This window comes from Paenibacillus gorillae (assembly GCF_000513275.1).
Taxonomy (GTDB): Bacteria; Bacillota; Bacilli; order Paenibacillales; family Paenibacillaceae; genus Pristimantibacillus; species Pristimantibacillus gorillae.
This window is the reverse complement of record NZ_CBVJ010000083.1, coordinates 1-19586: the sequence shown is the minus strand read 5'-3', so window position 1 is coordinate 19586 and position 19586 is coordinate 1. Positions and strand designations below refer to the sequence as shown.

Below are 19586 nucleotides of genomic sequence, written 5' to 3'. Positions count from 1 at the left end.
CAGCGACACCAGAAGCTACACCGACGGCGACACCAGAGGTAACGCCGACAGCAACACCAGAGGTAACGCCAACAGCGACGCCAGAAACTACGCCAACAGCGACACCAGAAGCTACACCGACGGCGACGCCAGAAGCTACACCGACGGCGACACCTGAGGCAACGCCAACGGCGACGCCAGAAGCAACGCCGACGGCGACACCAGAGGCAACGCCAGAAGCAACGCCGACAGCAACACCAGAGGCAACGCCGACGGCGACACCAGAGGCAACGCCGACAGCAACGCCAGAAGCAACGCCGACGGCGACACCAGAGGCAACGCCAACGGCGACGCCAGAAGCTACGCCGACAGCAACGCCAGAAGCAACGCCGACGGCGACACCAGAGGCAACCCCGACAGCAACACCAGAGGCAACACCAGGTCCGACACCGAGCGGTGGTCCTGAGGCAACGCCAAGTTCGGAGCCATCTTCGACTCCTACTGCGAGCCCTTCCGCAACGCCAGACGAGGAGATCGTCATTACGCCGGAAGAGCCGCCATTGGGTCCAGTAGACGGAGATCCTGAAGCAACGCCAACGTCTTCTCCGAATCCGCCTCTTAGCTCTGAGGATGATGAGATTGTAATCGACGAAGAAACGCCGCCGTTGGGCAGCGTAAACGTAGATCAACTGCCTAAAACAGGAGAATCCAGCTCACTTCCTTATTACGCCGCAGGTCTGCTGCTAGCAGCAGCAGGGCTTACAATTCAGATGAAACAACGGAAATAACATACGAAATTATTACTAATGCCGGGGGCTATATAGCTCTCCGGCTTTTTTTTGTAGCGCATGTTATTTTTCAACTGTTTATGCCGTCTATCTAGTAAAGTGAAATTCATTCGAAGCAAGGGAGATATACCATGAGAAAAAGTCAGCTTGTTTATTTTGCAGCATTTATTGCTTTAGTGGCGGCGCTGGTTGCAGCGCCATTCCCGAACTCGGAGCGTCTAACGGAGAACAAGGAAATCCGGCAAGTCGTCGAAAAGTCGATCAACGGTCTGAGTGACAAGGAGATAGTTAGTTTTGCACTTCAGGACGCTGATGAGGTCTACGTCATTCCACCCTATGTAATGGAGACTGAGCTGGCTTCTGCAACAAAACTGAACCCCAAAGCAATCGTTAAGCTAGCGCGGCTGGCGACCGCAAATGAGAACTATTTCATCGTCGTTCACCGGACTGACGGAACTTCCAGCTACACGATGCTGGACGGCAAATACGGAATGAATCAGGATCACATTATCGTGTACTCGAACAAAGAGCCTGTCAAAATGACCAAGCATACCGGCAGCAATCAGTATCGTCCTTATCGATTTTTGTAGTCACTTTCCCGCTCACCGCCCTACGCAGCCGGACGAGAAACAAAATGCAAATGTGCATTTTGTTTAGGCTCAAAAGCTCTCAAAAAGCCTTCAAAAATGCAAAAGTGCAGTTGAAATCACCCGTTTGCACGCTTTAGAGGCTTTTTAGCCCGATCAACCTGCACATTTGCATTTTGATGCGATAATTCGTCGAAAAATCAGCTGACAACCTGCACTTTTACATTTTGATTCAGTTGCAGCTACCTCTAAGCTACTTGCAGTTTAAAATTCAGGAGCAGGAAATAGTGATCTCTACATCTCTACAGCTCAATCAGCTTAAAACAAAAGCCTGCCGCATTCGATGCGGCAGGCTTTTGTTTTACAACGGTTAATCAAGAGGCAGATCAGTACTCGCCTCGCGTTCCGCTTGCTTGCGGTGAGCGATCCGGCTTGCTGCTGAAGCGGCGATTGCGCCGACGATATCATCGAGAAAAGTATGCGTATGCTCGCCGATTTTTCTCATTCAGCTTTTTCAATATACCGGGCTTAAGCTTGTCGATATAGCCGAAGTTGGTAAAGCCGATGCTGCCGTAAACGTTGACGATGGAAAGTGCGAGTATTTCATCGCAGCCATACAGACCTTCATCGTTTTTAATCATCTCCTGAAGCGGCGAGATGAGCTTGCCTTCTTCGGCCAGCACGTCGAGCTGAATGCCGGTCAGCACCGCATTTTGCACCTCGCGTTTGGATAATACCGCATCAACATGCACGATGCATTCGTCCAGCGAAAGGTCAGGGAAATAGTCTTTTTGTAAAAAATGGACAAGTTGTCCGATTTGCGTTTTGGATACGCCGCGCTTCGCAAGCCACTCATCTGTAGCCTCTGCGACCTTGCGGCTGTTCAAGCTATAAGGATTTGGTGTAAACATCACATTACCCCCTCATCATTTTGTGGACAAAACTGGTCTAAATCAGGGAAGGGCTCGTATACATAGTACTACAAATAAGCAAATGTAAAAAGCCGCGAGGCAATAATCGATTGGGGAGGAAAGGTTAATATGGTTCAAACACGATGGATTCGACGCGCCGCAATCGGCGGTTTACTGGTATTGCCGATTTTGGTGACAGGCTGTGGATTGTTCTCGAAAAAAACGAATGGGGAGATTGATCCCCCACGGACGAACGAAACGAGCAACGTAGATGGTGCTAATACTGGACAGGCTCAGCAGCCTGGCCAAGGTGACGCTACTCAGATGACGGTCTACCTGAAGGACAGGAACGGTTACTTGGCGCCAGTAGCGCTGCAAACGACGTTTGGCAAAAACGAGCAGCCAGGGCAAAAAGCGCTGGAAATGATGGTGGACGGCGGGTCGTATGCCAGCCAGCTTCCGGAAGACTTCAAGGCCGTTCTCCCGCAAGGAACGCAAGTTAAATCATTCAAAGTCGAAAACAAGCTGGCGATCGTTGATTTCTCCGAAGCTTTCAATAGCTACACCAATACGGAAGAGCGCTCCATCTTAGAGGCGATTACATGGACTCTCACGGCTATGCCAGGCATCGAAGGCGTTGAATTATTGTCGGAGGGTGAAAAGCTGCAAGAAATGCCGGTTGACGGTTTCCCGTTAGACGAGCCGCTGACACGAGCAGTAGGGATTAACCTCGAAGCTGCTGACGGCGTCAACTATGCCAACTCGACTCCGGTTACATTGTACTTCTCTTCGCAAACGTCGCATGACGAGCAATATTATGTGCCGGTTACGCGCTTGATCGCTCGTCCTGAGAAGCTGGCTGACGCTGCCATGGAACAGCTTATTTCCGGGCCGTTGAATAAAAAAGAGCTGACCAGCGTCATTACCAATGACGTCAAGGTTAATAGTATTGTTCAAAAGGACGACACGGTAACCGTCGATCTCCAAGATCCTGCTTACGAAGAAGGCCAAGCTGCACCGGAAGAAATGCTGCAAGCGGTCGTCCTGTCCCTCACGGAAAATACGAAGGCATCCAAAGTGCAAATTTTGCTTAACGGAGAATCCAACGTCATTGACGATAAGAACAATTCCTACACCGAGCCGGTGACACGTCCACACCATGTCAATGCGATTAAGAGCTAATTGAACCGTAATGAAGTGTAAGTAGGGGGGAGCTGCAGAAGCTCTCCTCTTTTTTTATGGACTGGCAGCAGGACAATGCGGTATTTTTAAAAAATGAAATGGCTTCAAGGGTGCTTTTCGTATGAGCCTTTGGTAAAATAGGAAGGATTGTAACGATAGCTGCGAACCTTACATAGTAATGCGATGCGATCGCAGACAGAAGAACGAAAGATTCAGGAGGATGTAACAATGAGAACTGATGGCCGCCAACCAAGCGAGCTGCGTCCGGTGACGATTACGACCGGCGTTAACAAATATGCGGAAGGCTCCGTACTTATTGAAGTGGGAGAGACGAAAGTCATTTGCACGGCAAGTGTCGAGGAGCGGGTTCCGCCCTTTATGAAAGGCCAAGGCAAGGGCTGGATTACAGCGGAATATTCCATGCTGCCGCGTGCGACCCATTCTCGTAATCAACGGGAAGCGGCAAGAGGCAAGCTGACAGGCCGGACGATGGAAATTCAACGGCTGATTGGCCGCGCTTTGCGCTCTGTGGTTGATCTTCAAGCGCTCGGCGAGCGGACGATTACGCTGGATTGCGACGTGATTCAAGCAGATGGCGGTACGAGAACGACTTCGATTACCGGTTCATTCGTAGCTTTGTGTCTGGCTGTTAATAAGCTGGCGAAGACGACAACGTTTGCAAAATATCCGATTACGGACTATTTGGCATCTGTCAGTGTCGGCGTTATCCAAGAGAGAGCCTTGCTGGATCTGAATTATGATGAAGATTCGAAAGCCAAGGTCGATATGAACGTCGTCATGACTGGCAACGGCAAGTTTGTCGAGGTGCAAGGAACGGGAGAAGAAGAGCCGTTCTCGCGCAGCGAGCTTAACGAGCTGTTGGAGCTGGCGGAAGGCGGCATTGGGCGTCTAATCGGGTATCAGCGTGAGGCGCTGGGCGAAGATGCGGGCCGTATCGGGGGAGGCTCATAGCGTGAAGGAACTATCCGGCAAGCGTATTCTGATTGCTACGAAAAACGAAGGCAAAGTGAAGGAATTCGCTCATGCGCTCAGCAAAATTGGCAAGGAAGTGGCAAGCCTTAACGATTATCCGGCTTTTCCAGATATTGTGGAGGATGGAGACACGTTTGCTGCAAATGCCCGCATAAAGGCGAAAGCGGCAGGCGACGCATTCCAGGTTCCCGTACTTGCCGATGATTCCGGATTGCGTGTTAAGTCGCTGGGCGGTGCTCCTGGTGTGTATTCGGCGAGATATGCAGGCGAAGGTGCAACTGACAGCGACAATAATGCCAAGCTGCTTGTAGAGCTGGCTAAGCTGGAAGGTGCGGATGCAGCTGAAGCTTTGGCAGACGGGACGAGACTGCTCAGCGAAGCGCAATTTGTATGCGTGTTGGCGCTATACGATCCTTCTACAGGAGAGTTCGTAGAAGCGGAAGGAACGGTGGACGGCTATATTGCCGATCGTCCGCGCGGCGAAGGCGGCTTTGGTTACGATCCGTTGTTTTGGCTGCCGCAGCTTGGGCGTGCGATGGCTGAGCTATCGAAGGAAGAAAAGCAGCGTATCAGCCATCGGGGCCATGCGTTGGAGCAACTGCTAGAGAAGCTGAATTAACATTAAGGGAGTCTTGCTTTATTTCTGAAAAAGAGGCCGGCCGCAGTCTTATAAACTGTGATCGGCCTCTTTTTATTTTACTTAATCGAAACGCCATATTCCTTGAGCCACAGGTTGACCTGATACAAATAAGCAAACAGCTGCGGGCCGGACATTAATTGTCCAAACCACGGAATATTTGAGCTTGCTGTTGCCGAATCAGCAATTTCCCTTACTTTGGCTACGTTGATCAGAGACAAAATTGGCGAGGACGAATCGTTTAGCACGTCAAGCAGAAGTCCCTTGACGGCGGCCAGATAGTTGGGGTTATGCGTCTTGGGATACGGGCTTTTTTTGCGCGTCAGCACATCATCCGGGAGGACGCCTTTCAATGCTTTACGTAAAATGCCTTTCTCGCGATCTCCCGAAGTTTTAATCTCCCAAGGGATGTTCCACACATATTGCACCAGACGGTGATCGCAGAACGGTACGCGCACCTCCAGTCCGGCGGCCATGCTCATCCGGTCTTTCCGGTCCAGCAGCGTCGGCATGAAACGTGTAATGTTCAAATAAGACATTTGCCGCATGCGTCGTACTTGCTCGGATTCTCCGTCCAGATGAGGCACTTCCGCGATCGCTTGCGAATAACGATCCCCGATATAGTCAAGCGGTTTAATCCAATCCGCTACGTCCGGTGCGAGCAGATCAGCACGCATCGAGGAGGCAAGCGACCAAGGGAAGGTGGAGGCGTTCAGCGCTTCCTCACGGTGGAACCAAGGATAGCCGCCAAATATCTCATCGGCTGCTTCACCTGATATGGCTACTGTTGCTCCTTTTTTAATCTCGCGGCAAAACAGCAGCAAAGAAGCGTCGACATCCGCCATACCAGGCAAATCGCGGGCGAATGTAGCATCACGAAGTGCAGCGACGAGCTCCGGCGTATCGAATGTGATCGGATGATGAATGGTGCCGAGATGAGTCGTCATTCGCTCGATCCACGGCGCATCGCTGTTCGGCTGAAACGCGTGCGCCTTAAAATGCTTGTCGTTATCCTGATAATCGACCGAATAGGTATGGACATTGCCTTGGCCGGTCTGCTCGTAATAGCGGACGGCTAGCGTCGTAAGCGCGCTGGAATCCAATCCGCCGGAGAGCAGCGTGCACACTGGCACGTCCGATACGAGCTGCCGCTCCGTTGTATCTTTTAGAAGCTCGCGAACATGCTCCGCCGTAGCTGCAACATCCTCGTCATGGGGATGGCTCTCCAAGCTCCAATATTTCGTTTTCCGCAGCCCTTCCCGGTTGACGGTCATGCATTGTCCCGGAAGCAGCTCCGTAAGCTGCTTATAGACGCCTTGGCCGGGCGTCCGGGCAGGCCCAAGTATGAAAATCTCTGCCAAGCCTTCTGCTCCAACCTCTGCTTTTACGGCAGGGTGGGCAAGAATAGCCTTCGGCTCGGAACCGAAGAGGAACAGGCCTTCTGCCGTGCTATAGAACAGCGGCTTGACGCCTAGGCGGTCTCGGGCAAGGAACAGCTCCTGCTCCGTAACATCCCAGATGGCGAAAGCGAAAATACCGTTAAAACGCTCCACGCAACTTTTTCCCCACTCGATGAAGGCGATGAGCAGCACCTCTGTATCGCAGGTCGTGGTGAAGCTGCGTCCTCTGCTTTCCAGTTCCTTGCGCAATTCCAGCGCATTATATAGCTCTCCGTTATAGACGACTACGTAGGTGTCATCCCCTGAATGCCTGATCATAGGCTGGGCGCCGTTCTCCGGGTCAATGACGCTGAGACGCCGATGACCAAGCGCGCAATGGGCCGATATCCAAGTGCCTGATGCGTCTGGTCCCCGCAAGGACAACGTCTCTGTCATGCGTTCCAGACTATTGCTGTCTTGGGTTAGATCGCGGGTCCAATCGATCCAGCCTGTTATTCCGCACATTATGTTCTCATTCCTTTCTCTTCTGCTGGGTCCAATAGCGATAATAATAGGTATATGCTGAAAAAAGGGATAAAATGTCTGTCCGAAAGGGAAGCTAACGGTGGTAATCCCCCAGTTCAAAATAGACAATATCGGGAATAAGGAGATGACAACATAGAATGAATGACGGAGATAACGCAGAGGAAGAACGTAAAACATTTTACGTATCCGTTCAGGCTGGACAAGTGTTGACGGACCAGGAAGCCGCAGCCTACGAGCTTGTTATTACGGCAAGCGAAGAAGAAGCAGATCAATTGAAGCAGCTGTTCAGCGATTTATCCAGTATGGATGAGGCGCAAACCTCCCACTTTCTGCAGGTGGCGATTGCGATGAATGATGATTCAATTATGAACGGCGGCTATGACGACATACTTCGGCAAATTTACCGCTTTCTCTACGAGCGCGGGACGGATGAAACGAAGCATGTGATAGAGGGTATGGGGATTCTGTAGTTTAGATGAATAAGGAGAATGTATGCAAAAACGCACCAGCCTCTAGAGAAGCTGGTGCGTTGTAGGTTAATCAACTAATATGCGTCGTCTTTACTTGTGTGTTGAGAAATAATCAAATGGATAAAACTTAAATGTTTGAGGGGGCGTGTGTAAAAAATGTGTAAACAAATTTAGTTTTTATCGTTTTTTTTTCATATTAGCAAGCATAAAGGAAACCCCTAAAACCTTGATATTATCAGGATTTTAGGGGTTTCATATTTATCTCATTTGTATATTTTAGACGAAATGGCGTCCCAGGAGGGATTCGAACCCCCGACCGACGCCTTAGAAGGGCGTTGCTCTATCCAGCTGAGCTACTGGGACACATAAGAAAGATTATAGCATGCACTTTCATGTTTTGGCAATAGCTAATTTCAGAAAAAATTTGGAGCGGGTGATGGGAATCGAACCCACGCCTCAAGCTTGGGAAGCTGGCATTCTGCCATTGAACTACACCCGCAAAAAAATGCGCTTGGTAAATATAGCATATGGCAAATAAAAAAATCAAGTTAAAAACTTTAGCCGATGTCCGGCCGATATAAATATTAGAATCTTTCATGCCCGACACTAGCCCATGTTCCTGTGCCCGCAGCTAAGCGGCAAGCCTCGTCTTATCCGCTTTACCGCCTTTTGCTTCGCCGTTTCTTAATTGGGCATGAACGTGGTATAATCGAACGCAGGGCATCGACTGATGATAGACAAGGCTGGACCGATAAGGCGGTGGTACCATAACGACTCACAACGATATACATAATGATAGTAAAGACAACGTCTATCTCTTCCCGAAAATGCTGGACCATTACCAAATTCAGCTGACGCGCATGCTGGAGTCCGAACAGTATGGAGAGGCAAAGCGGCTGCTGCGTTTCCTGCTTCAATGCAAGGGGGAAGACGCACGCCACTATGAAGAATGGGGCAGTCTGCTCACTTGGCTGGAGATGGCGTTCCCTGAGGAAGGGGACGGGAACGATTCCGCTGGAGCTGCTAATACGGATGGGGCAGAAGAGGAGCGGGTACTCCGCGAGCAAATGCTGAATCCGCCAGCCCAGGATGAAGCGTACATTAAGCAAGTCCTTTATATTATGGAGCATCATCCGATGCTGGATCAGCAAGTATTGGCGCTTGAACGGGCAGCTTATATTCAAGATCCTGAAGTGGACACGGCCATCGTTGATTGGCTTTCCAATACGACGGACCTGCATCCCATTTTGCAGTTCAAAGCGCTGCAATGTCTCCGCAAGCGTGAGGCAACGGGTATGCTGCTGCTGAATCGGATGGGCGAGATGGCGGAGCTGGATATTGAATCTACACCGCTTTCCATTGACGATTTTCCGCAGCCGATCGGCCGCATCTTGGAGCGTGTAGAGCAAGTGACGGAGTCCGAGGACCCGACACTGCCGCATTTTGCCAGGGAGCTGTGGAAGGAAAGCCTGCAGTTTCTATACGGAACGTCGGCATACACTTGGATGCTCCGCGAGGAAGACGATACGGTCGATTGCTGCGCGGCAGCCCTGCATCTGACGCTGTTGCTGACGGTTTACGGGACTGCAAACGACGACGACATCCGGGAAGTTTATGGCATTACCGAATCGCTCCGATTCAGGTACGAGCAAGCCTGCAGGGCGCTTCGGCAGGTTGCTGTATTGCAGCGGTCGGATGAAGATAATCCTCAGCCTTGAAATGCAGGCTCATCTTGTTTATAATAGAATGGTTTATGAAACGTGAAAATTTAGGACGCAACCGTATTTTGGAGGGGAAAGCATAAAATGAAAGCAACTTGGGAAAAAATAGACAAGAACGTCGTTTCTATCGACGTTGAGGTTGGAGCAGAGCGTGTCGCTACTGCACTTGACCAAGCATTCAAAAAAGTAGTTCAAAAGGTCAATGTACCGGGCTTCCGTAAAGGCAAAGTGCCGCGCGGCATTTTCGAATCCCGTTTCGGCGTGGAGAGCTTGTACCAAGACGCCATTGACATCTTGCTTCCGGACGCATATTCCGAAGCAGTTAGCGAGAACAACCTGCAGCCTGTCGACCGTCCGGAAATCGACGTGGAGCAGTTCGCTAAAGGCGAAACGTTCAAGTTTAAAGCAAAAGTAATCGTTCGTCCTGAAGTTCAGCTTGGCGAGTACAAAGGTCTGGAAGTACCGTCCACTGAAGTAACGATTGGCGACGAAGAAGTGAATGAAGAGCTGGAGCGTCTGCAACAACGTCATGCGGAGCTTTCCGTAGTGGACGAAGGCGCTGCAGAAACTGGCGACATGACAGTTATCGATTTCGACGGCTATGTAGACGGCGAGCAGTTCGAAGGCGGCCAAAGCGAAGGTTATTCGCTGGAGCTGGGTTCAGGCTCGTTCATCCCAGGCTTCGAGGATCAAATCATCGGCATGCAAATCGGCGACTTCAAAGACGTTGAAGTAACGTTCCCTGAAGCGTACCATGCAGAAAACCTGGCCGGCAAAGCTGCTGTGTTCAAAGTGAAGCTGCATGAAATCAAGCGCAAAACATTGCCAGCTCTTGACGACGAGTTCGCCAAAGACGTTAGCGAGTTCGACACGCTTGAAGAGTACAAGCAGGACCTGATCGTTAAGCTGAAAGAAAGCAAGTCCAAAGAAGCGGAGCAAGCTCGCGAGAACGCGGTCGTTGCAAAAGCTTCCGAGCTGGCTGAAGTGGAAATTCCTGAACCGATGATCGTAACGGAAGTTGACTTCATGCTGAAAGACTTCGAAAACCGTCTTCGCATGCAAGGCATGAACATGGATCTGTACTACCAGTTCTCCGGCCAAGACGAGTCCGTATTGCGTGAGCAAATGCGTTCCGACGCTGAGAAACGCGTTCGCAACAACCTTGTTCTGAGCGCAATCGCGAAAGCGGAAGGCATCGAAGCAACGGATGCTGACGTAACGGAAGAGCTTGAAAACCTGTCGACAGCTTACAACCGCCCTGCGGAAGAGCTGCGTACGATTTTCGCTCAAAACGGCAGCCTTGACAGCTTGAAAGAAGATGTTGAACTGCGCAAAACAATCAAATTGCTGCTTGATAACAGCAAAACGGCTTAAGCCAATCACAGCTGAAGCTTAACTGAATATAAGTTTTAAAGAGGATAAGGCACGTGATCATTATAAGATTCGTGCCTTATTTTCACCCTACATAACATATTGTGGTTGAAATGGAGATTGTTCTCCGTACATATCGAGCGCGCAGTGCCGTATACTGTAGTATTGGAAAAATGACATTGCCTCTCCAACGTGTTACAATAGCTTTGTTTAAAAAGTCATAAAACGAAAAGAGGTTGGTCGCATGAATCTGGTACCGATCGTAGTCGAACAAACAAATCGCGGGGAACGGTCATACGATATTTACTCGCGTCTGTTGAAGGACCGCATTATTTTTCTCGGGAGCGCCATTGATGATGACGTAGCAAACTCCATTATCGCGCAGCTGCTTTTCCTGGCGGCCGACGACCCAGAGAAAGACATTCATCTGTACATTAATTCCCCGGGCGGCAGTGTAACAGCCGGCATGGGCATTTTTGATACGATGCAATATATTAAGCCGGACGTGTCGACGATTTGCATGGGCATGGCGGCAAGCATGGGCTCCCTGCTGTTGACTGCAGGCGCCAAAGGCAAACGTTTTGCGCTTCCGAATGCGGAAGTTATGATCCACCAGCCGCTCGGCGGCGTTCGCGGTCAAGCGTCGGATATTAAAATTCACGCTGACTGGATTTTGAAAACGAAAGAAAAGCTGAACCAAATTTATGTAGAGCGTACCGGCCAGCCGTACGAAAAAATCGAACGCGATACCGATCGCGACAACTTTTTGAGCGCAGAGGAAGCGTTGAATTACGGTTTGATCGACAAGGTGATTACATCTCCGGTATCGATTTAATTGAAGGGGTGATACCATGTTTAAATTCAATGACGAAAAGGGCCAATTGAAATGCTCGTTCTGCGGCAAATCGCAGGAGCAAGTACGCAAGTTGGTTGCCGGTCCCGGCGTATATATATGCGATGAATGTATCGAGCTTTGCACGGAAATCGTGGAAGAGGAACTCGGCCATGAGGAAGAGCTTGATCTGAAAGATATTCCGAAGCCGAAGGACATCCGCGCCATTCTGGATTCGTATGTAATCGGTCAGGAATTTGCGAAGAAATCGCTGTCTGTAGCAGTATATAATCATTACAAACGCGTTAACTCCGGAAGCAAAATTGAAGACGTTGAGCTTCAAAAGAGCAACATCTTGCTCGTAGGTCCTACGGGCTCTGGTAAGACGCTTCTTGCACAGACGATGGCCAAAATTTTGAACGTGCCGTTTGCGATTGCAGACGCGACATCGCTCACGGAAGCCGGCTATGTCGGCGAGGACGTTGAGAACATTTTGCTCAAGCTGATTCAAGCTGCTGATTACGATGTGGAGAAAGCGGAACGCGGCATTATTTATATTGACGAGATCGATAAAGTAGCCCGCAAATCCGAGAACCCTTCGATTACCCGCGACGTTTCGGGCGAAGGCGTGCAGCAAGCGCTGCTCAAAATTCTCGAAGGTACGGTTGCCTCGGTTCCTCCGCAAGGCGGGCGTAAGCATCCGCATCAAGAGTTTATTCAAATCGATACGACGAACATTTTGTTCATCTGCGGCGGCGCGTTCGACGGGCTGGAGCAGCTGATCAAACGCCGTATTGGTAAAAAAGTTATCGGCTTTAGCTCGAACGGCGAGTTGACGAAAGATCTGAAGCCAGGTGAATACCTGTCGATGGTACTGCCTGAGGATCTGCTGAAATTCGGTCTTATTCCGGAATTCGTCGGCCGTCTTCCAGTTATCTCTACGCTGGAGCCGCTTGACGAGGAAGCGCTCATGCGCATTCTCTCCGAACCGAAAAACGCGCTCGTGAAGCAATATCAAAAACTGCTGGAGATGGACAACGTTAAGCTTGATTTCGAGCCAGCCGCGCTTGAAGCAATCGCGAAAGAAGCGATTAAGCGGAATACCGGCGCTCGTGGCTTGCGTGCGATCATCGAGGGCATTATGCTTGAAGTGATGTACGAGGTGCCTTCCCGCGACGACGTGAGCACTTGTCTCATTACTGAGAAATCGGTACAGGACAAAATCATGCCTGAGCTATCCGCCAAAAAAGGCAAGAAGAAGGAAGAAAGCGCCTAATCTACAATCATTACCGTCAAAAGTCCACCCTAGGCGCGCGGCATATGCCGCTGGTAATTAACGCTTTAGGGTGGAATTTGACGTTCATGGGAGAGATCAATGATGTATACGCGTAAAGATACGGTGCCGGTCAAAGTCGGTAACTTGACGATTGGCGGCAGCGACGAAGTCATCATCCAGAGCATGTGTACGACCAAGACCGCTGACGTTGAGGCGACGGTCGCCGAGATTCTTCGTCTTGAGGAAGCCGGCTGCCAGATTGTCCGGGTAACGGTAAACAATAAGGAAGCAGCGGAAGCCATTAAGGAAATTAAGAAACGGATTCATATACCGCTCGTTGCGGACATTCATTTCGATTACCGGCTTGCTCTTGCCGCCATTGAGAACGGCATCGATAAAGTGCGTATCAATCCCGGCAACATCGGCCGCCGCGAGAAGGTCGAAGCAGTTGTTAAGGCTTGCAAGGAACGCGGCATTCCGATTCGGATCGGCGTAAATGCAGGCTCGCTGGAAAATCATTTGCTGGAGAAATACGGTTATCCGACTCCGGAAGCAATGGTAGAGAGCGCATTGTTCCATATTGGCATCCTTGAAGAGCTGGACTTCCACGATATTATCGTGTCACTGAAAGCTTCTGACGTACCGATGGCGATTGCCGCTTACAGCATGGCTGCCAAGCAAATCAAGTATCCGCTTCACCTCGGCATCACGGAAGCTGGCACACTTCATACCGGTACGATCAAGAGCTCGGCAGGCATTGGTGCTTTGCTGGCGCTCGGCATTGGTAATACGGTTCGGATCAGCCTTAGTGCAGACCCGGTTGAGGAAGTTAAGGTTGCGCGCGAGCTGCTCAAGACGTTTGGGCTGATAACGAACGCGGCAACGCTTGTTTCCTGCCCAACCTGCGGCCGTCTGGATATCGATCTGTTCTCGATTGCCAATGAGGTTGAGGAGTATATCTCCAAAATCAAAGTGCCGATCAAAGTTTCTGTTCTTGGCTGTGCGGTTAACGGTCCTGGCGAAGCCCGGGAGGCGGACATCGGCATCGCCGGCGCGCGAGGCGAGGGTATGCTTTTCCGTTACGGAGAAATGATCCGTAAAGTGCCGGAAGCGGAGCTGCTGAATGAATTGAAAAAAGAAATCGATGAGATTGTGCGCGTGTTTGAGGAAACGGGCGAAATTCCTGGCCGCAAGCATCATACGCACGCTTAATCCATGAGAGAGGCGTTCTGCTGTCATCTTCGGATGAAGGAGAACGTCTCTTTTTTGCAAAATCAAGTTATTCGTTTTCATAAAAGGAAAAAATGGCGCTGGCGGTTATTCCCGGATAGAGGAGGCAATACTAGCAATTACGAACTCTATTGCCGTCGTGCACAGGAAAGCTTTTTTATGAGGAGCGGATAATCGATGAATTTAAGTATTGTATTGATGTTGATTCAAGTTTTTTTGCTGTCGTTATTGGGCTATATTTCTGGAATTTACTACGGAACCAGAAAACGAATCGTTCAGCGGTTGACCGGGAATCGCGCAAGGAGATGGATAAGCTCAGAAAGCTTCGCTCCATCTCGCTGACGAAGCCGCTTGCTGAGAAGACTCGTCCGCAAGCGATGCAGGATATCGTCGGGCAAGTGGACGGATTGCGCGCGCTTAAGGCTGCATTGTGCAGCGCCAATCCGCAGCATGTCATTATATACGGGCCTCCGGGCGTCGGGAAGACGGCAGCGGCTCGCGTTGTGCTGGAAGAAGCGAAGAAAAATCCGACCTCTCCGTTTCTGCAGGAAGCCAAATTTACTGAAATCGATGCGACGACAGCCCGCTTTGACGAGCGGGGCATTGCCGATCCGCTGATCGGTTCAGTCCATGATCCGATCTATCAGGGAGCCGGGGCGATGGGTGTCGCAGGCATCCCGCAGCCGAAGCCGGGCGCTGTTACGAAGGCGCATGGCGGTATTCTCTTTATTGATGAAATCGGGGAATTGCATCCGGTGCAAATGAATAAGCTGTTAAAAGTACTGGAGGATCGTAAAGTATTTCTGGAGAGCGCTTATTACAATTCGGAAGATGCGAATATTCCGATCTACATTCACGATATTTTCCAAAACGGCTTGCCTGCTGACTTCCGGCTTGTTGGCGCAACGACTAGATCGCCGCAAGATTTGCCGCCAGCGATTCGCTCTCGCTGCATGGAGGTGTTCTTCCGCCCGCTCCTGCCTGGAGAGATTTCGCTGATCGCGCAAAACGCGGTGAAGAAAATCGGCTTTGCGCCTTGCCCGGAAGCAGTTGCGGTTGTGGAGCGCTATGCGACAAACGGGCGGGAAGCTGTAAATGTTATTCAACTTGCGGCTGGTGTAGCCCTGTCCGAGAAGCGTGATTCCATCACAGCAGCTGATGTGGAATGGGTTGTCAACAGCAGCCAAATTCCGCCGCGTCCGGATCGTAAGGTGCCGAATGCGCCGCAAATCGGCTTCGTCAATGGGCTTGCCGTGTACGGACCGAATATGGGGACACTGCTTGAAATCGAGGTCAGCGCAATCGCTGCCCCTTCCGGCCGCGGTCAATTTACAATTACAGGTGTTGTAGATGAAGAAGAGCTGGGCGGAGGCACAAGAACGCTGCGCCGGAAAAGCATGGCGAAGGGTTCTGTGGAGAATGTGCTGACGATGCTTCGCCGTTATGGCTTGAAACCGCAGGATTATGATCTGCATATCAACTTCCCAGGCGGCACGCCGATCGATGGACCTTCCGCCGGTATTGCGATGGCGACGGCCATTGCATCGGCAATCCGGGAAATTCCGATTGACAATAAGCTGGCGATGACCGGTGAGGTTGGCATCCATGGCAATGTGAAGCCAGTAGGCGGTGTATTGGCGAAGGTAGAGGCTGCATTTCAGGCTGGGGCCGACACGGTCATTATTCCGCGGGAGAACTGGCAGGCGATTTTCGCTGATTTGCAAGGCTTGAAGGTCATTCCGGTCGACCGTGTGGATGAAGTGTTCAAGTACGTATTCCCGGTTGGAGAGACGACCGTCGAAGATGTGGAAGCGCATGTTGCAACAGACCTTTTTATCCCGACGGGCGTTCCCTATTTGCAGGCGGATTCCGCGGAATGATAAAATAGGGTAGACAGAATTTTTGGAGGTGCTGGTTTGGGATCCGCTAAAACGAAAACCCGTCGACTGCCCTTGCTCCCATTAAGGGGATTGCTCGTATATCCCAGCATGGTGCTCCATCTGGATGTAGGCAGAGATAAATCGGTGCGGGCGCTGGAAAAGTCGATGATTGACGATCATATGATTTTGCTTTGTTCGCAATCCGAAGTCAATATCGAGGAGCCAACCGAAGAGGATATTTACCGAATCGGAACGATAGCTCGTGTGCGTCAAATGTTGAAGCTGCCAAACGGTACGATCCGGGTGCTGGTAGAAGGGGTAAGCCGCGCAGAGATCGTCGATTATGTTGCGAATGACGAATTTTACGAGGTGTCGGTCAAAGAATTGCCGGAGCAGGAGACGGATGATCCGGAAGTGGATGCGCTCATGCGTTCCGTACTCAGCCAATTCGAGCATTATATTTCGTTATCGAAGAAGGTTACGCCGGAGACGCATGCAGCTGTATCCGACATTGACGAGCCGGGCCGTTTGGCCGACGTCATTACGAGCCATCTATCCTTAAAGATTAAAGATAAACAGGATATATTGGAGACGGTAGACGTTCGCGAACGGCTGGAGCGGCTGCTCGATCTGCTGAACAACGAGCGCGAGGTGCTGGAGCTGGAACGCAAGATCAGCCAGCGCGTGAAGAAGCAGATGGAGAAGACGCAGAAGGAATACTATTTGCGTGAGCAAATGAAGGCCATTCAGAAAGAGCTTGGCGAGAAGGAAGGAAGAGCCGGAGAAGTCGAGGAGCTGCGAAACCAGCTTGCTGAAGCGGGCGTTCCGGAGCCGGTAAAGGAGAAGATCGAGAAAGAAATCGATCGGCTGGAAAAAATGCCGGCAAGCTCTGCAGAAGGCGGTGTTATCCGCAATTATATCGACTGGCTGCTGGCTTTGCCTTGGAACAAGCTGACGGAGGATGATCTCAGTCTCGCCAAAGCGGAAGAGATTCTGAACAACGATCATTACGGCTTGGAAAAGCCGAAGGAGCGGGTGCTGGAATATTTGGCGGTACAGCAGCTTGTCCGCAAAATGAAAGGCCCGATTCTTTGTCTGGTCGGACCGCCAGGGGTGGGCAAAACTTCACTTGCCCGTTCGATTGCAAAATCGCTTGACCGCAAGTTCGTCCGGATTTCTCTGGGCGGCGTGCGCGATGAAGCGGAAATTCGCGGACATCGCAGAACTTATGTCGGCGCAATGCCGGGCCGCATCATTCAAGGCATGAAAACGGCAGGCTCGCTTAATCCGGTCTTTTTACTCGATGAGATTGACAAGATGGCGATGGATTTCCGCGGCGACCCGTCTTCAGCACTGCTTGAGGTGCTGGACCCTGAGCAGAACAGCACGTTCAGCGACCATTTTGTCGAAGTGCCTTTTGACTTATCCAACGTTATGTTTATTACAACGGCCAATGTGATGCAAAACATTCCGCGTCCGCTTCTGGACCGGATGGAAGTCCTCTATATTCCTGGCTACACGGAACTCGAAAAGCTTCAAATCGCCAGCCGCTACTTGCTGCCTAAGCAGAAGAGGGAGCACGGTCTGACAGAAGCTCAGCTCGAAGTGGGCGAAGATGTGCTGCTGCAGCTCATTCGCGAGTATACGAGGGAGTCCGGCGTGCGGAATTTGGAGCAGCAAATCGCAGCGCTTTGCCGCAAAGCAGCTAAGCATATCGTGGCGAATGGAAGCCAAGATCGTTCAACGGTTGTGGAAGCCGATGGGGCTGGGGCTGCCGAGCTTGAACAGGATGATCCGACGTTGAATACACTCGATGCGGCATTCGGCTCCTCTGAGGAGGACGCTGCAGCATTGACACCAACTCTCATCGTTGACGAGGAACTGCTCAAGGAATGGCTGGGCCCAGCTAGATTCCGGTATGGAATGGCTGAACTTGAGGATCAGGTTGGTGCGGTAACAGGGCTTGCATGGACCGAGGTTGGCGGCGATACGCTCGTCATCGAGGTTACAGTCATGCCAGGCAGCGGCAAGCTGACGCTGACAGGCAAGCTGGGCGATGTGATGAAAGAATCGGCGCAAGCCGCATTCAGTTTTACCCGCTCGAAATCGCTGGAATTGAATATCGATCCGAGCTTTCATGAGAAGAACGATATTCATATTCATATTCCTGAAGGAGCGATTCCGAAGGATGGCCCTTCGGCAGGCATTACGATGGCAACGGCGCTTATTTCCGCTTTAACTGGACGCCGGGTATCGAAGGAAGTCGCGATGACGGGCGAGATTACGCTTCGCGGCCGCGTGCTGCCGATTGGCGGTTTGAAGGAAAAGTCGCTTGCGGCTCATCGCGCAGGTATCACTAAAGTGCTTATGCCAAAAGAAAATGAGCGGGATCTGCGCGATATTCCGGACAGCGTGCGAAGCGAGCTGACTTTTGTTCCAGTCGCCCATATGGACGAAGTTCTCCAGCATGCATTGCTGCCGGCTACTACGGAAGAGAAAGCAGGATCACCGATACTATGAAGATTACACAAGCAGACTTTATTATAAGTGCAGTACAGCCTCATCAATACCCTGATGACGCCTTGCCGGAGATCGCTCTGGCAGGGCGTTCCAATGTCGGTAAATCGTCGCTGATCAATAAAATGATTATGCGCAAAAACTTGGCAAGAACGAGCTCGCAGCCGGGCAAAACCCAGCAGCTTAACTATTACCGGGTGAATGACATGGTCTATTTCGTCGATTTTCCGGGCTATGGCTATGCTAAAGTATCCAAGACGCAGCGTGAGCAGTTTGGTCAAATGATTGAAACCTATATCCGCGACCGGGAGCAGTTGAAGCTTCAATTGCTCATTATCGACATTCGCCATGCGCCGTCCAAGGACGATGTGCTGATGTACCACTGGCTGAAGCATTTCAACATTCCGACTTGCATCGTAGCGACCAAGGCCGATAAAATTCCGAAAAGCAAATGGGACAAGCATCTGAAAGTGATCAAGGAAACGCTTGAGGTCGATCCGCGTGATAGCTTCGTCAAATTTTCCTCTGACACAGGACTTGGTCGAGATGAACTTTGGGCCGTCATTACAGAAGCAACTGGCACATCAGGAAGCTAACGCAGCATCTTCAAGCATAATGTTGAGAATTTATTAAAAAAGGTTAACCTCTTCGCGGATTTTTCCGGTTTTCTAAGAAATACGCTGGAATATCGAGGCTGAAGGGCAGGAATAAAACGCACTAATCACGTATACTATACTTAAGCTAACTTAAACAGCCTTCCCATCCTTGGGCGGACTTTGAAGTTTTATAGGAATGCAATACGTTCACAAGGTGCAACTCAAAGAATTGAGGAGATTTTATGGCTCAGCGGCTAGCCACGGAGTATGTAAACGCCAAACTGCAGCTAACGATTGATGAGATGTTCCAATTTGTCCGTTTTTTCGACGATCAACAGCTTGAGCTTCAAGTGCTGGTACTCGATAATGGCAATCAGGAGATGGTTCTCGAAGACGTAGCAGGGAGGGAAAAGGTATGGTTGACGTTTGAACGTCAACAGGACCGGTACGTGTGTGTGCTTTCCTGCCGCCTTGTTCATCCAAAGCTGACCAATGCCATGCGCAAAGCTGTAGCAGCTTTCCATGGAGACGCGGTTGTCAATCGCATTTATAGTCATTATACGATGATCTACCACTATACAAATGGCAATGTCCGTCGCATTTTGGAGACTACCGCCTCCGGCACCAGAATCGTGTTCGAGTATAAGGACACGATCGGCCAGTTGGAGAGAGTGTATCGCAGCCGATTAAT

Annotated in this window: 15 protein-coding genes, 2 tRNA genes and 2 pseudogenes; 15 read left to right on the top strand and 4 right to left on the bottom strand. The window is 50.7% G+C overall.

Annotated elements, in window-relative coordinates; all coding sequences use genetic code 11:
• Together TY10_RS30465 and TY10_RS14850 are read left to right on the top strand one after the other, a co-directional pair.
• Positions 1-767, top strand: a 767-nt coding sequence (locus tag TY10_RS30465; RefSeq protein ID WP_155985876.1) for an LPXTG cell wall anchor domain-containing protein, incomplete at its 5' end; no start/stop codon positions are given.
• A gap of 131 nt (positions 768-898) precedes the next feature.
• Positions 899-1357, top strand: coding sequence for a hypothetical protein (locus TY10_RS14850; RefSeq protein WP_042164911.1), 459 nt, complete (start codon positions 899-901; stop codon positions 1355-1357).
• 367 nt (positions 1358-1724) lie between these two features.
• Here the strand turns inward: TY10_RS14850 and TY10_RS14845 are convergent.
• Positions 1725-2265 (bottom strand): annotated as a pseudogene (locus tag TY10_RS14845) (phosphatidylglycerophosphatase A family protein).
• Positions 2266-2394: 129 nt separating this feature from the next.
• Here TY10_RS14845 and TY10_RS14840 point away from each other — a divergent pair.
• From TY10_RS14840 to TY10_RS14830, 3 genes are all read left to right on the top strand, one after another.
• On the top strand, positions 2395-3447 hold the full coding sequence (locus TY10_RS14840) for a GerMN domain-containing protein (RefSeq protein ID WP_042164908.1): 1053 nt from the start codon (positions 2395-2397) through the stop codon (positions 3445-3447).
• 228 nt (positions 3448-3675) lie between these two features.
• Positions 3676-4419: a ribonuclease PH gene (rph, locus tag TY10_RS14835; protein WP_042164905.1), complete on the top strand. Its 744-nt coding sequence runs from the start codon at positions 3676-3678 to the stop codon at positions 4417-4419.
• 1 nt (position 4420) lies between these two features.
• Complete coding sequence (locus TY10_RS14830) at positions 4421-5059, top strand: XTP/dITP diphosphatase (RefSeq protein ID WP_238327648.1); 639 nt, start codon at positions 4421-4423, stop codon at positions 5057-5059.
• Between the two features lie 77 nt (positions 5060-5136).
• On the opposite strand, the gene asnB is transcribed toward TY10_RS14830, so the two are convergent.
• Positions 5137-6981, bottom strand: a complete 1845-nt coding sequence (gene asnB / locus TY10_RS14825; RefSeq protein ID WP_042164899.1) for an asparagine synthase (glutamine-hydrolyzing) — start codon at positions 6979-6981, stop codon at positions 5137-5139.
• 158 nt (positions 6982-7139) lie between these two features.
• On the opposite strand from asnB, the gene TY10_RS14820 reads away from it, so the two are divergent.
• Complete coding sequence (locus TY10_RS14820; RefSeq protein WP_042164897.1) at positions 7140-7472, top strand: hypothetical protein; 333 nt, start codon at positions 7140-7142, stop codon at positions 7470-7472.
• 286 nt (positions 7473-7758) lie between these two features.
• Here TY10_RS14820 and TY10_RS14815 read toward each other — a convergent pair.
• Positions 7759-7835: transfer RNA gene (locus TY10_RS14815), tRNA-Arg, on the bottom strand.
• Between the two features lie 62 nt (positions 7836-7897).
• Positions 7898-7971 (bottom strand) — tRNA-Gly (locus TY10_RS14810).
• Between the two features lie 361 nt (positions 7972-8332).
• Between TY10_RS14810 and TY10_RS14805 the strand changes: the two genes are divergently transcribed.
• The 9 genes and pseudogenes from TY10_RS14805 to TY10_RS14765 all read left to right on the top strand — a co-directional run.
• Positions 8333-9190 carry a hypothetical protein gene (locus tag TY10_RS14805; RefSeq protein ID WP_238327646.1) on the top strand — a complete coding sequence of 286 codons (858 nt, stop codon included), beginning with the start codon at positions 8333-8335 and terminating at the stop codon, positions 9188-9190.
• An 87-nt stretch (positions 9191-9277) separates the two neighbouring features.
• Complete coding sequence (gene tig / locus TY10_RS14800) at positions 9278-10567, top strand: trigger factor (protein ID WP_042164892.1); 1290 nt, start codon at positions 9278-9280, stop codon at positions 10565-10567.
• A 241-nt stretch (positions 10568-10808) separates the two neighbouring features.
• Positions 10809-11399 (top strand): ATP-dependent Clp endopeptidase proteolytic subunit ClpP, encoded by a 591-nt coding sequence (gene clpP, locus TY10_RS14795; RefSeq protein ID WP_042164887.1) that lies wholly within the window; start codon positions 10809-10811, stop codon positions 11397-11399.
• A 16-nt stretch (positions 11400-11415) separates the two neighbouring features.
• Complete coding sequence (clpX, locus tag TY10_RS14790; protein ID WP_042164885.1) at positions 11416-12672, top strand: ATP-dependent protease ATP-binding subunit ClpX; 1257 nt, start codon at positions 11416-11418, stop codon at positions 12670-12672.
• Positions 12673-12774: 102 nt separating this feature from the next.
• A complete protein-coding gene (gene ispG / locus TY10_RS14785) occupies positions 12775-13884 on the top strand; it encodes a flavodoxin-dependent (E)-4-hydroxy-3-methylbut-2-enyl-diphosphate synthase (protein WP_042164884.1) in 1110 nt (369 codons plus the stop codon).
• 195 nt (positions 13885-14079) lie between these two features.
• A pseudogene (gene lonB / locus TY10_RS14780) lies at positions 14080-15782 on the top strand (ATP-dependent protease LonB).
• A 36-nt stretch (positions 15783-15818) separates the two neighbouring features.
• Positions 15819-18302, top strand: coding sequence for an endopeptidase La (lon, locus tag TY10_RS14775; RefSeq protein WP_042164882.1), 2484 nt, complete (start codon positions 15819-15821; stop codon positions 18300-18302).
• Complete coding sequence (gene yihA / locus TY10_RS14770) at positions 18299-18895, top strand: ribosome biogenesis GTP-binding protein YihA/YsxC (RefSeq protein ID WP_042164880.1); 597 nt, start codon at positions 18299-18301, stop codon at positions 18893-18895. Before lon ends, yihA begins: the two co-directional genes overlap by 4 nt.
• A 242-nt stretch (positions 18896-19137) precedes the next feature.
• A partial coding sequence (locus TY10_RS14765) for a hypothetical protein (protein ID WP_042164878.1) occupies positions 19138-19586 on the top strand: 449 nt, incomplete at its 3' end.